The following is a 14,817-nucleotide window of genomic DNA, read 5'->3' as shown; positions in this document are numbered from 1 at the left end:
TAGTAGTCGATCGCGGCCTGCAGCGGCCCCTTGGCGCGGCCGACCTGGTGGGCCCAGCGCGCGCGTTCGGCGATCAGCTCCTGGATCTGGCGGTCGATGCCGTCGATGCGTTCACGCACCTGCGCCAGGTCGGGCGCCGCCGCGGCCTTGCCGGCGCTGGTTTTTCGGGTGGGCATGTCAGGCGTGGCGCCGGGCGAAGTCGCCCATGAAGTCCACCAGCGCCTGCACGCCGGCCTCGGGCATGGCGTTGTAGATCGAGGCGCGCATGCCGCCCAGGGCGCGGTGACCCTTCAGGCCGACCAGGCCGGCAGCCTTGGCCTCGGCCAGGAAGGCCTTCTCGCGCTCTTCGTCGGGCAGGAAAAACGGCACGTTCATCCACGAACGCGCGGCGACCTGGACGTTGTTCCGGTAGAAACCGCCCGAGCCGTCGATGGCGGCGTAGAGGTTCTCAGCCTTGCGCCGGTTGCGCTCGCCCATCGCGACCGCCCCGCCCTGCGCCTTGAGCCATTCCAGCACCAGGCCCAGCACGTACCAGGCGAAGGTGGGCGGCGTGTTGAACATCGAGTCGTTGCGGGCCTGGTTCTGCAGCTCGAAGATCGGCGGCAGCTTGCGGCCGTGCTGGCCCAGCAGGTCCTTGCGGATGATGGCGATGGCCAGGCCCGAGGGGCCCAGGTTCTTCTGGGCGCCACCGTAGAGCACGCCGAAGCGGGAAACGTCCATCGGCCGCGACAGCACGTTCGAGCTGATGTCGGCCACCAGCGGCACGTCACCGGTGTCGGGGATGTCGTGGAACTCGACGCCGTGGATGGTTTCGTTGGGCGTGTAGTGCACGAAGGCGGCGCCGGGCGTGAGCTGCCAGCCGGCGCGGTCGGGAATGCCGGTGTAACCCTGGTCCTTGCCGCTGGCCGCCACGTTCGCCTTCAGCGAGGGCGCCATGTTGTCCAGGGCCTTTTCGCCCCAGTGGCCGGTCAGCACGACGTCGGCCACCTGGTCCGGGCGCGCCAGGTTCAGCGCCAGCAGCGCCGACAGGGTGGTGGCGCCGCCCTGCAGGAACAGCACGTGGTAGTCGTCCGGGATCGCCATCAGTTCGCGCAGGTCGGCCTCGGCGCGGGCGGCGCATTCGACGAAGGCCTTGCCGCGATGGCTGACCTCCATCACCGAAGCGCGTTCGCCCTGCCATTCCAGCAGCTCCTCGCGGACCTGCAGCAAGACCGGTTCGGGCAGCGCGGCGGGGCCGGCGCTGAAGTTGTAGGCGCGTGTCATGAAAGTCCTCGGAAAACGTGCATTGGCAAGTTATCACGGGGCCGCGAAGCCCCGGAAGGCGGTCAGCCGACCATGCCCTCGATTCCCGAGAGCATTTGCTCGAACTGCTCCGGCGGCAGCGCCCGGGCGTACAGGAAACCCTGGCCGAACTGGCAGCCGATCTCGCGCAGGGCGTCGCGCTGGCCGGTGGTTTCGATACCCTCGGCGGTCAGGGTCAGGCCCAGCTCGGTGGCGAAGCTGTTGATGGTGCGCACGATGGCGCGGTGGCGTGGGTTGCTCTGGATGTCGCGGATGAACACCTGGTCCATCTTCAGGGCGTCGAACGGGGACGAGGCTAAGGACTCGAGCGACGAATAGCCGGTGCCGAAGTCGTCCACCACCAGGCCCACGCCCAGCGCCTTGAGCGCCAGCAGCCGCTGTTCGGCCTGGCCACGGCCGCTGCGGAAGGCGGTTTCGGTGACTTCCAGGCGCAGGCAGGCCGGCGGCAGCTGGTGCTTGCGCAGCAGCGAAAGCACTTCGTCGACGATGTCCGGCGACACCATCTGGCGTTCGTCAACGTTGACGTTCATGGACAGGTCGGCCAGCCCGGGATGCGCCGCGCGCCAGCGCGCCAGCTGGGCGCAGGCCTGCTTCAGGACCCAGGCGTCGAGGTCCATGATCAGCCCGGTTTCTTCGGCCAGCGGCAGGAATTCGGCCGGCGCCAGCAGCCCGCGGCGCGGGTGCTGCCAGCGCACCAGGGCCTCGGCGCCGACCAGGCGGCCGCCCTTGAGTTCGACGATGGGCTGGTAGTGCACCCGGAACTCGGCGCGTTCGAAGGCCAGGCGGAAGTCGGTTTCCAGCTGCAGGCGGCTCAGGGCCTCCTGGTGCATGCCCTCGTCGAAGACGACGAAACCGGACTTGCCGGCCGACTTGGCCCGGTACATGGCGGTGTCGGCGTCGCGCAGAACCTGATCCGGCGACTCGTAGTCGCGCCGCCCCAGCACGATGCCGATGCTGGCCGACGAGAAAACCTGCTGGCCGCCGATGTCGAAGGGCCTCTCGAAGAGGCCGAGCACGGTGCGGGCGATCTGCCGGGCGCGGTCGCCGTCGCAGGGGCCGTCAGGCAGCAAGGTGAACTCGTCGCCGCCGTAGCGGGCGATCAGCACGTCCGCCAGCAGGCTGTCCTCGAGCCGCCGGGCGATCTGCACCAGCAGGCGGTCGCCAGCGCCGTGGCCCAGGCTGTCGTTGACCCATTTGAAGCCATCGAGGTCCAGGAACAGCACCGCGTAGGGCGTGCCCCCGGCGCGGCTGGCACCGAGCATGGACGAGGCCAGTTTCTGGTTGAACAGCATGCGGTTGGGCAGGCCGGTCAGCGGGTCGTGGGTGGCGTGGAAACGCAGGCGGTCTTCGGCCTCGCGCTGGCGGGTGATGTCGAGCACGGTGCCGGTGAGGTGCTCGACGCCGTCGAGCTGCACCGGCCCGATGCTGACCCGCACATAGACCCGGTGGCCGTCGCGGTGCAGCAGGCAGCTCTCGAAATCCGGGCTCACCGCCCTGCCCGCCAGCCGGTCGGCATCGCGGCGCTCGGACTGCGCTACCGCCTCGGGCACCATGATCTCGCGGTAGCTGCGGCCCACCAGCTCGGACTCGCGGTAGCCCAGCATGCGGGCGAAGGCGCCGTTGGCATAGGTGTACCGGTCGCCGTCCATGATGAACACGCCGACCTGGCTGTGTTCGACCAGGGTGCGGTATTTGCTCTCCGACCGGGCCAGGGCCAGGCGCGCCTCCTGGCGCTCGTTGATGTCCAGCACCGAACCGGTGAGGTGCAGCGGCTGGCCGTGTTCGTCGAATACCACGCGCACGCTGGCGCTGACCCATTTGGCGTTGCCGTCGCGGCAGCGGATGCGGGTTTCGTAGTGTTCGAAAGAACCGTGGCGCAGCGCCTGCTCCACCAGCGCCTTGCGTTCGGCCGGGTCGATGTAGACCGCCTGCATGTCGGTGGCGACGGCGCGCAGCTCGGCGACGCTGTCGTAGCCCATGATCCGGGCCAGCATCGGGTTGACCTCCATGATCCGACCGTCGAGCGCGGTGCGGAACAGGCCGGCCGGCGAATTTTCGAACAGTTCGCGGTAACGCAGCTCGGCTTCGGCCACGGCGCGCTGCCGGGCCCGTTCTTCGGTGACGTCGCGCAGGGTGCCGGTGGAGGCGATGTCGCCTTCGTAGTCGACGGCGTCGGCGCGCACTTCGCACAGGATGACCTGGCCGTCGCGCCGGCGCAGGTGGATTTCGTAGACCTGGGGGTCGGACGAACCGGCCTCGCGTTCGGCCCGGCGCGCCTGCTGCGCCTCCAGGTCGGCCGGATCGACCAGGGACATGTATTGAATGCCGGTCAGTTCCTCGACCGTGTAACCCAGGATGTCGGCCAGCGCCCGGTTGGCGAAGGCGACCGCGCCGCGCTGGATCAGGAAGACGCCGTCGCGGCTGTTTTCGACCAGCACCTGGTAGAGCGTGCGCGACTGGCGCAGCGCCTGCTCGGCCTCGACCTGGGCGGTGATGTCGACCAGCGAACCCTCGTAGAACAGGACCTTGCCCTGCTCGTCGTAGATGGCGCGGGCGTTTTCGCTGACCCAGATGACGCTGCCATCGCGGCGCCGGACCCGCGATCGCACCCGGTCGAGGCGCTCGCCGGCCTGCAGGCGCGCGTGGGTCCGCGCCGCCTGGTCCGCGTCCACGTAGAGGCTGGCGGCATCCCGGGCGCATTCGAGCAGCAGCTGCGCGGGCGATTCAAAGCCCAGGATGCGGGCCATGGCCGGGTTCACGTCCAGGAAGCCGCCGCCGGGCAGGCTGCGATAGATGCCTTCGGCGGCCGCCAGGTAAAGCGCCCGGTAGAAACCGGCCGGCATGCCGGGCGCGGCTGAACCATCGGCGGAATCGCCTTTGACCTGGGCTTCGCCAGCAAGGTGCAGCAGGCAAAACACGACCGTGCCTTCCTGTGGGTCCTCGGCGAATTCGCAGCTCAGCTGTGCCGGCAGGATCCGGCCATCGGCGCAGCGCACCTCGGCGGCCAGGGCGACCGCGCGGTGTTCGGTGCGCAGCACGCTCCAGATACGGGCGCGGAAGCCCGGGTCGGGCCACAGCCCGATCTCGTTGGGGATCTTCCCTATCACCTCGTCGCGACGGTAGCCGGTGCTACGCTCGAAAGCAGGATTGACGCCGAGGAACACCCCGTCGCTGGCGCGCACCACCGCAACCACGCTGGTAGATGAATCAAACGCTTCGACCAGGCGCATCCTTCTCCCCGGTGGCGACCTCTGCAAGGAGTATAGCCACCTGATCCAGCCGAACGTGGACAACGGAGACACCCGATGAGCCGCCCGCGATACCCGCAACCGCCCGCCTCCGAAATCACCCCCGAGCCGGTTTACCGCGCCCGGCGCCAGCTGATGGGCCTGGGCCTGGCCAGCCCGCTGCTGGCCCTGGCCGGCTGCGCCGGCGCCGACGATGCGCCGCCGGCCGCGGCCCCGGCCGCCACCGATTCCGCCGACGGTTTCCGCACCAGTGAAACCCTGACCACCTGGCAGGACGCCACCACCTACAACAACTTCTACGAGTTCGGAACCGGCAAGGCCGACCCGGCGCGTAATGCCCACACCCTCCAGCCTGCTCCCTGGACCGTGGTGGTCAGCGGCGAGGCGGAAACCACCGGCACCTTCGCGCTCGAGGACGTGCTGCGGCCGCACACCGTGCAGGAGCGCATCTACCGCCTGCGCTGCGTCGAAGGCTGGTCGATGGTGCTGCCCTGGCAGGGCGTGCCGCTGGCCGACGTGATCAAACGTTTCAAGCCCAATTCGCGGGCGCGCTACGTCGCCTTCACCACCCTGGCCGAACCCGACCAGATGCCCGGCATCCGCTACCCGGCGCTGGACTGGCCCTACCGCGAAGGCCTGCGTTTGGACGAGGCGATGAACCCGCTGACCCTGCTGGCCACCGGCCTGTACGGCAAGGACCTGCCCAACCAGAACGGCGCCCCGCTGCGCCTGGTCGTGCCCTGGAAATACGGCTTCAAGAGCATCAAGTCGATCGTGCGCATCCACTTCACCGAACAGATGCCGGTGACCAGCTGGAACCAGTCGCAGCCCAGCGAATACGGCTTCTATTCGAACGTGAACCCCGACGTCGACCATCCGCGCTGGAGCCAGGCCAGCGAACGCCGCATCGCCGGCGACGGCAACCGGGTGTTCGCCAACCGCATCGCCACCCTGCCCTTCAACGGTTATGGCGAACAGGTGGCGTCCCTTTACGAAGGCATGGACCTGCGCAAGTGGTTCTAGGCAAGCGGGGAATCGACTGGCGCTGGGTCGGCCTGAAGGCCCTGGCCCATGCGCTGGCGCTGCTGCCCCTGGCCCTGCTGGTGCGCGGCGTGGTGCTCGACAGCCTGGGCGCCGACCCTGTCGCCGAGATCACCCACGCCACCGGTACCTGGGCCCTGCGCCTGCTGCTGCTGGGCCTGGCGCTGACGCCGCTGCGCCGGATCACCGGGCAGGCCTGGCCGATCCGCTTCCGGCGCCTGGTCGGCCTGTATGCGTTTTTTTACGCCTGCCTGCACCTGGCGACCTGGCTGGTGCTGGACCTGGGCGGGTTCTGGACACAGGTGTTCGACGACCTGGTCAAACGCCCCTACATCATGCTCGGCTTCACGGCGTGGCTGTGCCTGCTGCCGCTGGCCATCACCTCCACGCGCGGCTGGATGCGCCGCCTGGGACGGCGCTGGGGCCAGCTGCACAAGCTCGTGTACGGCGCCGGGGTGCTGGCGGTGGCGCACTACATATGGCTGGTGAAAGCCGACCTGCGCGAACCGCTGATGTACGCGGCGATCCTGGGCCTGTTGCTGGGACTGCGCGGCTACTGGCGCTGGCGCGGCCGCAGGCCTCAGGGCGCGTAAACCAGCAGCATCGTCAGCGACGCCGCCAGGATGGTCGCCGCGGCGATCAGCCACCACAGGCTGTTGGGGTCACGCTGTCGGGGCGCGCCGGGCTCGGCCGGTTCCGCCGGCGGCGGATCTTCGGCCACCGGTACGTCCACGGCTCGCATGGTCTGGGTGTGCGGCGTGGCCGCCGACTTGCCCAGGCCGCCTTGTCCGCGCAGCGGCAGGCCCGGGGCCTCGAGCACAAAACGATGCTGTTCCACCACGATCTGGTCGCCCGGCGACAGCACGGCGTCGGCCACGGGCACGCCATTGACCCAGGTGGCGTCCTTGCCAGGCGCCAGCGCGCGCAGGATGACCCGGTCGCCGTGCAGTTCCACCACCGCGTGGCGATCGGCCACCGCGGGGTCTTCGAGCCGGATGTCGGCCGCGGCCGAGCGGCCCAGCACCCTCGGTTCGGTCAGTGTGAGGGAGCGGCCGAAATGCGGCCCGCTGAGCCCGCGCAGCACGACGCGCGAGGCGGCGACGCGCTGGGCGTCGCCCAGGCTGGCCGGCGCGGCCGACGGGATGCGCTGTTCGATGGCCGGCTGTTCGTCGGCCTTCACCACCACGCGCAGCTTGTCCAGGCAGACCAGGTCGCCGGGGCGCAGCTGCGCCAGGCGGGAAACCGGGCGGGCGTTGAGGTGCACGCCGGGGGCACCGTTGGGCACCCGCAGCCACAGGCCACGGCGGTCGGAAATGAAACTCGCGTGGTGGGCGGCCAGGCCGCTGCCGGGCAGGCTGACCCGCAGCCCCGGGCGCGTGCCCACGGCCACTTCGCCCTGCAGGGGCACGCTGGGGTGTTCGCCATTGGGGAACGTCAGTTGCATCCGGCCTCCTCCGGCCGCGAATCTAACATGGCCATGACACCGGCCCTGCTTGGTGGATACGGCGAAGCCAAGCAGAATAGGCCGTCCAGGAGAAAGCCATGTCCCATATCGACATCCAACGCAAACATTCGCGCCCGCTCAAGGAAGCCAAGGCCGCGATCGAACGGGTTGCCGAACACCTGGCCGAGAAGTTCGACGTCGAATACGGCTGGGAGGGCAATACCCTGGCCTTCACCCGCGGCGGCGTCGACGGCCATATCGCGGTTTCCGCCAGGGACGTGCACGTGACCGCCAAGCTGGGCTTCCTGCTGGGCGCGATCAAGGGCCCGATCGAGCGCGAGATCCACCAGTACCTCGACCGCGAGTTCGGCTAGGCCGGGACCGGCTCGGTCCGGGGTCGCCGAAGGGATCGGGATGCCCGGCGAACAGACGACGCGAGGCTTCCCGCTCGCGGTGGCCAATGGCCTCGAGGAAGTCGCCGGCGCCGCCCAGGGCGTCGAAGGCCCCGAAGCCGCGCTCCAGGAATCCCTGCAATTCCGACAGCCCCGCCGCCTTGGCCGGAAAGCGCGACGCCCGCAGGATCTTGTACACGCCGTGTTTTTTCACCGCCGCGTCCAGGGTCCAGCCCACGCCCAGGATCAGTTCGATCTGCCGGCGCCTGAGCCGCGCACAGCCGACGGCCCGGTAGGCCTCGCCGTAGTCGGCCAGGGTGATCGGGGCGTCCGGTCGCCGGCGCGCGGCCAGCTGCTGGGCCATGCGCAGGTCGAAGGCATGGCTTAGCACCGCCAGGCCGATGGCGTCGGCCGCGGCCACCAGCAGGGTGTCGGGAAGCAGCCGCGACATCAGCGGCATCACCTTGGCGACGTCGCGGTCGCGGCCGGAAAAATCCCGCTCGCCGTACAGGTCGGTCAGGAAGAACTCCGCCGCCGGGCGCATGCGCGCGTTGTCCTTGAAGTCGGTGAAACTCTCCGACAGCCGTTTCGCCTGCCAGGACTGGAGGGCCTGCAGCTGCGGCAGCCGGTTGCGCGGGTCGCGCACCGGGTCGTTGACGGCCTTTTGCCAGGCCAGCCGATTCGCCAGGCGCTGGCGCAGCAGGACCTGGCTCATCGGAGCCTGCCCCGGGGACGGCCGGGGACCGGGAAATGGAAGCGGTTCACACTGGGCTGGGGTTTGATGCGGCTACAATCGCCGCGCCATCTAGGAAAGATTCCATAGCATGCTCGTTCTGCAGCCAGCCCGGAAGCGTCAACCTCCCAGCCAGGGCCGTATCGGCCTGGCCATCGCCGGCGGCGGCCCGATCGGCGGCATGTACGAGCTCGGTGCCCTGCGGGCGCTGGACGTGGCCATCGAAGGCCTGGACCTGACCCGGCTGGAGGTTTACGTGGGCGTCAGCTCCGGCGCCTTCCTGGCCGCGGGCCTGGCCAACCGGCTCGACACCGCGGAAATGTGCCGGATCTTCATCAGCGGCGACAGCGACCAGGTGAAGTTCCACCCGCAGATGTTCCTGCGCCCGGCCTTCATGGAATACGTGCGCCGGGCCTCCGCGGTGCCGCGCCTGGCCTTCGAATGGTGGAAGGACCTGCTGACCGACCCCAACGGGTCGCACCTGAGCGAACTGGTCGGCCGTTTCGGCGGCGCCATCCCCACCGGCCTGTTCGACAACCGCGGCATCGAGACCTTCCTGCGCAAGGTCTTCACCATGCGCGGGCGCAGCAACGACTTCCGGGAACTGGCGGCCAAGCTTTACGTGGTCGCGGTGGACCTCGACAGTGGCGAGGCCGTGCGCTTCGGCGCCCCCGGCTGGGACGACGTCAGCATCTCGCGCGCCGTGCAGGCCAGTTCGGCCCTGCCCGGCCTGTACCCGCCGGTGGACATCCGCGGCCATCATTTCGTCGACGGCGCGCTGCGCCGCACGATGCATGCGTCCACCGTGCTCGACCACGGCATCGACCTGATGCTGGGCGTCAATCCTTTCGTGCCGTTCAACGCCAAGACCGCCGGCCGCCCGCCCGAGGGCATGAACATGATCAGCGAGGGCGGCCTGCCGGTGGTGCTGTCGCAGACCTTCCGCACCCTGCTGCAGTCGCGCATGCGCGTGGGCCTGGAAAAATACGCCGAACGTTACCCGGACGTGGACCAGGTGGTGTTCGAGCCCAACGAAGACGACGGCGAGATGTTCTTCACCAACGTCTTCAGCTATTCGTCGCGCCAGCGTGTTTGCGAACACGCCTTCCGTTCGACCCTCAACGACCTGCGCCGCCGCCGCGCCGAACTGGCGCCGGTGCTGGCCCGCCACGGCCTGAAGCTGCGCGCTGAAATCCTCGACGATCCCGGCGTTTCGATCATGGACGATCTGGGCTCGCCGCCACGCCCCACCGAGGCCACCGCGCGCCTGCGCCGGGCCCTGGACGACGTCGACCTGGTGGTGCGCGACCACCAGCCGGCACACCGCCCCGGCACCGGCCGCCGGGCCGGCAGCCGCCGACGCTGAACACCGCGGCCGCGCCGCGTGCACGGCGCACCGCCAATGGTGTGAAAACTCTAGACAACAGGCCCAGATTGGGGTCACTCGGCACTCGTGCCCAAACCGAACAGATGGAGTAATCCAGCATGGCCAAGCTCAAGAAGAACGTCCGCGCCAAAGCCTCGCCCAAGCGCAAGCCGTCCGCCGCTTCCGCCGCCGACCTGCAGGCCCGCGCCGAGCAGGTGTCGCGTTCGATCGTCGGCTCCGCCCAGCAGATCTGGATGGCCGGCATGGGTGCCTTCCACCGCGCCCAGGGCGAGGGATCGAAGCTGTTCGAAGCCTTGGTGCACGAGGGCATGAGCATCGAACAGAACACCCGCAAGCTGGCCACCGGCAGCGTCGACGCCGTGCGTGACGCCGTCGAAGACCGCGTCGGCGTCGTGCGCGAGCGCGCCGTGGACACCTGGGACCGCCTCGAGAAGGTGTTCGAGGACCGCGTGCAGCGCGCCCTCAACCGCCTCGGCGTGCCGGGCCGCGAAGACCTGGCCGAACTGAACAAGCGCGTGCACGAACTCAACGGCGAGCTGCGCAAGCTCTCGCGTCCGTCCGGCGCCAAGGCCGGCAAGGCCCCCGCCGCGCGCAAGCCGGCCGCCAAGAAGGCGGGCAAGAAGGCCGCCAAGAAGGCTTCCAAGCCGGCCGGCCGCAAGCCCGCCGCCAAGAAGGCCGCCAAGCCGGCGCGCAAGGCCAGCCCGGCCAGCAAGGCCGCGCGCAAGCCCGCCAAGACCACGGCCAAGTCGGCCGCCGGCAAGCGCCGCCTGCCCAAGGCCCCGAAGCCGGTCGCCCCGCAGGCGCCGTCCGCCTCCTGACCCCTTCCTGTCCGCCAGCCAACACGGGAACCCGCTAGCTCCCTCCCCTTGCGGCTCCCGGCTGGCGGACGGAATTTAATGACCCCCGGGCCCGGCATTGCCGGGCCCGTTGTCTTTGGGCGGCCATCGCCCCCGGCTTTCCGCGTTATCCTCTTGCAGCTTCCCCTGCCCCCCTGAATCGGAGTGACCGGATGTTCGGCCTCAGCCCCCTCGTTGCCGCCCTTGTCGCCACCATCGCCGCGCTGGTCGCCAGCACCTGGTGGTTCGGCGTGCATCGCCGCCGGCTGGCCGAAACCCAGGCCGGCGTCCAGGCGCTGGCCGGCATGAAGTGGCGCGAGTGCGCCGGCCTTGTGCTGCAGGCCATGGAAGAAAAGGGCTACAAGGAACTGCCGTCGAGCCGCCAGCCCGGCGACGGCGGCGCCGAGTTCCTGCTGGTCAAGGGCGACGAGCGCTGCCTGCTGGGCTACAAACACGGCACCGCCTACCGGCTGGGCGAGGCCAACGTGCGCGACTTCGCCAACGCCGTGCAGCTGCAGGGCGCCACCAGCGGCATGCTGGTGACCCTGGGCAGCGCCGAAGGTTTCGCCCGGGACCTGGCGCGCCGCTATGGCGTCGACCTCACCGACGGCCGCAGCCTCTGGCCGCAGGTCGAACCTTTCGCCGCGCCGCAGATGGTGGTCGCGATCCGTGAACAGGCCGCCGGGGAAATCCGCAAGGGCCAGCGCACGGGCATCATCGCCAGCATCGCGCTGGGTCTGGTGGTCTTCGCCCTGGGCTACGCGATGCAGCCCAGCGAACCCAGTTCGATGGTCAACACCCCGGCCAGTACGCCGGCCAACACCGGACCCGGCGCGGCCGCGCCCGCCGACGACACCGACGAACCCGCGGTGGAAACCTCCGGCGAAACCACCGTCGCTGCCGAGCCCGAGGCCCCGGTGTCACGCTTCACCGACCAGGCCTCGCGGGACGCCGAAGGCGCCCTGCGCGAACTCGAAGAAGTCGCCAAGCTGACCGAACAGCAGCGCCTTGAGCGCCGCCTGGCCGCCGCCACCGAGGTCGGCGAGCTCGAAGCCGCCGACAGCGCCGGCTGGTCCACCCAGTCCACCCTGGTGATCCGGATGAACCGGCCCGACGGCATCGACACCGGCCTGGTCAACGAGGCCTGCGCCATCCTCGTGCAGTACGAGGAACTGCGCTCCCCCCGCCTGCAGCTCGAGCCCCCGGCCGGCACTGCCGGCCAGGTGCGCTGGAGGCAGTGCCAGTAAGGCCTACCAGTGCACGCCGCGCATCAGCGCGGCGAAGGCCACCTGTTCGTTGGTCGGTTTTTCGTCCCGCAGTGCCTTGCGGTCGCCCTTGGCCGCGGCCGAGTCCGGGAACATCTCGAACGCGGTGTTCATGATCACCTCGTAGGCCTTGGGCGCCACCGCGTTGAGCGTGGCGGCGAAGATGCCCATGCGGGTGGCGACGCGGCTGGGCCGTTCGATGATCGCCCTCACCACCAGGTCGGCGGCTTCTTCGGGCGTGAGCGTCGGCACCGACTCGTACATCTTGGTCGGGGCGATCATCGGCGTTTTCACCAGCGGCATGTTGACCGTGGTGAAGGCGATGTTCTTGCCGCTGAACTCGGCCTGGGCGCAGCGGCTGAAGGCATCGAGCGCCGCCTTGGAGGCCACGTAGGCCGAAAAACGCGGTGAGCTGGCCAGCACGCCGATCGAGCTGATGTTGACCACCTGGCCCCGACGGCGCTGGGTCATGGCCGGCAGGAAGCCCATGATCAGGCGCAGGCAGCCGAAGTAGTTCAGCTGCATGGTGCGCTCGTAGTCGTGGAAACGGTCGTAGCTGAGCTCGACCGAACGGCGGATCGAGCGGCCGGCGTTGTTGACCAGCACGTCCACCGCCTTGTGTTCGGCCAGCACCGTGGCCACCAGCTTGTCGCAGCTCGACAGGTCGGTCAGGTCGCAGGTGTAGGCCCAGCACTTGCCGCCGGCGGCGAGGATCTCGTCGCGGGTGCGGAACAGTTCTTCCTCGCCGCGCGCGACGATGATGACCTTGGCGCCGGCTTCGGCAACCTTGATTGCCGTGGCCTTGCCGATGCCCGAGGAACCGCCGGTGATCAGCACCACCTTGCCCGAGACGTGGCCGCGCAGCGTGCGGTCGACGAACAGGTCGGGGTCGAGGTGGCGCTCCCAGTAGTCCCAGATGCGCCAGGCGTAGGAATCGAGGTCGGGCACGGTGATCTTGCTGCCCTTGAGCGCCCTCTCGACCACGCGGGTGTCGAACTTCGTCGGGTACGTGATGAAGGACAGGGTCGCCGGCGGCAGCTTCAGGTCGCGCAGCAGCATGGCGGTGAAACGCTTGACCGGCGGCAGGTTGGTGACCGCGTTGCGCACCGCGCCGGGCACCACGGCCAGCATGCGCGCGTCCAGGCGCATGGTCATCTCGGGCGCGTGGGCGGCGCGGCAGAAGGTGTTCATCAGTTCGCCGAAACGCTTGGGATCCGGGTCGACCAGGTGGAAACACTGGCCGTCGAGCCCGCGCTTGTGGGCGATGTGGTCCATGGCGTCGGCGACGAAGTCCACCGGCACCACGTTGATGCGCCCGCCCTCGATGCCCAGGGTCGGCACCCACTGCGGCAGCGCCTGGCGCATCTTCTTGATGAGCGTGAACAGGTAATACGGGCCGTCGATCTTGTCCATCTCGCCGGTCTTCGAGTGGCCGATGACCATCGACGGGCGGTAGATGCGGAACGGCACCTTGCACTCCTTGCGCACGATGCCTTCGGACTCGTGCTTGGTGCGCAGGTAGGGATCGCGCAGGCCTTCGGCTTCCTCGAACATGTCCTCGCGGAACACGCCCGGGTACAGGCCGGCGGCGGCGATCGAACTGGTGTGGTGGAAACAGCCGGCCTTGATGGCCGCCGCCAGCTCGATGGCGTGGCGGGTGCCGTCGATATTGGCCACCTGCTGGGAAGCCGCGTCGGCGGAAAGGTCGTAGATGGCGGCCAGGTGGAAGAAGTGTTTCACCTTGCCCGACAGGGCCTTCACCTTTGCGGGGGCCAGGCCGAGTTTGGGCTTGGACAGGTCGCCGGTGACCAGGACCAGGCGCTTGCGGTCCCAGCCCATCGAGGTGGCGATGGCGTCGAACTTCTTTTCCGAACCCTTGCGCACCAGCACGTGGATCGTGCCCTTGCGCTTGAGCAGGTTGCTGACCAGGTAGCGCCCGATGAAACCCGTGGCGCCCGTTACGAAATAAGACATGACCTCTCCCCTGCCCTTGACCCCGGGACCGGCCCCAAGCGGCCGGCGATGGGGCTAAGTTGCCAGAGCCCGGCGCGGGCGGCAAACCCTTCGTTGAACTTCCCCGGGCCCCGTGTTATCACCGGTGCTTCGATTGTGGGGATCCAAGACGATGGCCGACCTGAAAGCCGACTTCCAAAATGCCGCCAAGGACGTGATGGACCTGGCCGAAAGGCCGGACAACGACACCATGCTGCGCCTGTACGCGCTGTACAAGCAGGGTTCCGAGGGCGACGTGAGCGGGCCCAAGCCCGGTTTCTTCGATTTTGTCGGCACCGCCAAGTACGAGGCCTGGGAGAAGCTGGCCGGCATGAAGCAGGAGGAAGCCATGAAGAAGTACGTCGCCCTCGTGAAGACGCTTCGCGGCTGACGCCGCCCGATGGCCAGGCAGACCCGCCAGCGCATCCTCGATGCCTCCCTCGCCATGTTCAACGAACAGGGCGAGCCCAACGTCACGACCAACCACATCGCCGACGAGCTGGAGATCAGCCCGGGCAACCTCTACTACCACTTCCGCAACAAGGACGACATTATCGAGCAGCTGTTCGCGCGCTATGAAGAGCGCATGGACACGGCCCTGGTGGCGCCCGAGGGCCGGCTGCGGGACCTGGAGGACATCTGGCTGCAGCTGCACCTGGTGTTCGAGGCGATCTGGGACTACCGCTTCCTCTACCGCGACCTGGTCGACATCCTCAGCCGCAACCGGCGCCTGCGCCTGCGTTTCGCCCGCATCCTCAAGCGGGCGGCCGACAACGCCACTTCGGGCATGCGCGGCCTGGTCCAGGCCGGGGTGATGCGGGCCTCGGCGGCCGAGGTCGAGGCCACGGCGACCAATATCCTGGTGCTGGCCACGTTCTGGCTCAATTACGCCTCGGTCCGGGGCGACAAGGACGAAAACGAGGCCATCCGCCGCGGCATCGTCCAGGTGATGATGCTGCTCTCGCCCCTGCTGCGCGACGCCGAACGCATGCACCTCAACACCCTGACCCAGGCCTACCTGCGCTGACCCCCCCCTGTGGGAGGGACTTCAGTCCCGAAGCCCTTGGCCTTTGGCCAAGCAGGGCGGCGCAACCGCAGCAGCCGCGAGTGGAGGCGCCGCGCCTTCGCCCCGACCGACACGCCGTGAACCCATCCATGGGGGCTCATCGTCGACATC

Annotated in this window: 13 protein-coding genes and 1 pseudogene; 8 read left to right on the top strand and 6 right to left on the bottom strand. The window is 69.0% G+C overall.

Going from position 1 to position 14,817, the window contains the following annotated elements:
* The 3 genes from AACZ35_RS06965 to AACZ35_RS06955 form a co-directional block, all read right to left on the bottom strand.
* Nucleotides 1–176, bottom strand: a 176-nt coding sequence (locus AACZ35_RS06965; protein ID WP_339827549.1) for a chorismate mutase, incomplete at its 3' end; no start/stop codon positions are given.
* A gap of 1 nt (nt 177) precedes the next feature.
* Nucleotides 178–1,263, bottom strand: coding sequence for a 3-phosphoserine/phosphohydroxythreonine transaminase (gene serC, locus AACZ35_RS06960; protein WP_339827546.1), 1,086 nt, complete (start codon nt 1,261–1,263; stop codon nt 178–180).
* A 62-nt stretch (nt 1,264–1,325) separates the two neighbouring features.
* Complete coding sequence (locus AACZ35_RS06955; RefSeq protein WP_339827543.1) at nt 1,326–4,532, bottom strand: PAS domain S-box protein; 3,207 nt, start codon at nt 4,530–4,532, stop codon at nt 1,326–1,328.
* A 75-nt stretch (nt 4,533–4,607) separates the two neighbouring features.
* Between AACZ35_RS06955 and msrP the strand changes: the two genes are divergently transcribed.
* Together msrP and AACZ35_RS06945 are read left to right on the top strand one after the other, a co-directional pair.
* Complete coding sequence (gene msrP / locus AACZ35_RS06950) at nt 4,608–5,573, top strand: protein-methionine-sulfoxide reductase catalytic subunit MsrP (protein ID WP_339827541.1); 966 nt, start codon at nt 4,608–4,610, stop codon at nt 5,571–5,573.
* Between the two features lie 41 nt (nt 5,574–5,614).
* Nucleotides 5,615–6,227, top strand: a pseudogene (locus AACZ35_RS06945) (protein-methionine-sulfoxide reductase heme-binding subunit MsrQ); the annotation flags it as partial.
* On the opposite strand, the gene AACZ35_RS06940 reads toward AACZ35_RS06945, so the two are convergent.
* Nucleotides 6,172–7,035 carry an FHA domain-containing protein gene (locus AACZ35_RS06940; protein ID WP_339827539.1) on the bottom strand — a complete coding sequence of 288 codons (864 nt, stop codon included), beginning with the start codon at nt 7,033–7,035 and terminating at the stop codon, nt 6,172–6,174. The pseudogene AACZ35_RS06945 and the gene AACZ35_RS06940 sit on opposite strands and share 56 nt — an antisense overlap.
* Before the next feature lie 98 nt (nt 7,036–7,133).
* Between AACZ35_RS06940 and AACZ35_RS06935 the strand changes: the two genes are divergently transcribed.
* Nucleotides 7,134–7,409 (top strand): polyhydroxyalkanoic acid system family protein, encoded by a 276-nt coding sequence (locus AACZ35_RS06935; protein ID WP_339827536.1) that lies wholly within the window; start codon nt 7,134–7,136, stop codon nt 7,407–7,409.
* Here the strand turns inward: AACZ35_RS06935 and AACZ35_RS06930 are convergent.
* Entirely contained in the window at nt 7,354–8,142 is a 789-nt protein-coding gene (locus AACZ35_RS06930) for a hypothetical protein (RefSeq protein ID WP_339827534.1), read from the bottom strand. The genes AACZ35_RS06935 and AACZ35_RS06930 overlap by 56 nt on opposite strands.
* A 109-nt stretch (nt 8,143–8,251) precedes the next feature.
* On the opposite strand from AACZ35_RS06930, the gene AACZ35_RS06925 reads away from it, so the two are divergent.
* From AACZ35_RS06925 to AACZ35_RS06915, 3 genes are all read left to right on the top strand, one after another.
* Nucleotides 8,252–9,526, top strand: coding sequence for a patatin-like phospholipase family protein (locus AACZ35_RS06925; protein WP_339827532.1), 1,275 nt, complete (start codon nt 8,252–8,254; stop codon nt 9,524–9,526).
* A 119-nt stretch (nt 9,527–9,645) separates the two neighbouring features.
* A complete protein-coding gene (locus tag AACZ35_RS06920) occupies nt 9,646–10,365 on the top strand; it encodes a phasin family protein (protein WP_339827530.1) in 720 nt (239 codons plus the stop codon).
* Between the two features lie 191 nt (nt 10,366–10,556).
* Complete coding sequence (locus tag AACZ35_RS06915) at nt 10,557–11,630, top strand: restriction endonuclease (protein ID WP_339827527.1); 1,074 nt, start codon at nt 10,557–10,559, stop codon at nt 11,628–11,630.
* 3 nt (nt 11,631–11,633) lie between these two features.
* Here the strand turns inward: AACZ35_RS06915 and AACZ35_RS06910 are convergent, their stop codons facing one another.
* A complete protein-coding gene (locus tag AACZ35_RS06910) occupies nt 11,634–13,622 on the bottom strand; it encodes an SDR family oxidoreductase (RefSeq protein WP_339827525.1) in 1,989 nt (662 codons plus the stop codon).
* A 151-nt stretch (nt 13,623–13,773) separates the two neighbouring features.
* Here AACZ35_RS06910 and AACZ35_RS06905 point away from each other — a divergent pair, with 151 nt between their 5' ends.
* Both AACZ35_RS06905 and AACZ35_RS06900 read left to right on the top strand, forming a co-directional pair.
* Entirely contained in the window at nt 13,774–14,031 is a 258-nt protein-coding gene (locus tag AACZ35_RS06905) for an acyl-CoA-binding protein (RefSeq protein ID WP_188662189.1), read from the top strand.
* Nucleotides 14,032–14,040: 9 nt separating this feature from the next.
* The gene (locus AACZ35_RS06900; RefSeq protein ID WP_339827521.1) at nt 14,041–14,667 is read left to right on the top strand and encodes a TetR/AcrR family transcriptional regulator; all 627 of its coding nucleotides are present in this window, start codon (nt 14,041–14,043) and stop codon (nt 14,665–14,667) included.
* Nucleotides 14,668–14,817: the final 150 nt, after the last annotated feature.

Source organism: uncultured Arenimonas sp. (genome assembly GCF_963976025.1).
Taxonomy (GTDB): domain Bacteria; phylum Pseudomonadota; class Gammaproteobacteria; order Xanthomonadales; family Xanthomonadaceae; genus Arenimonas.
The sequence above is the reverse complement of the archived record's forward strand: the minus strand, read 5'-3'. Positions and strand labels throughout refer to the sequence as shown.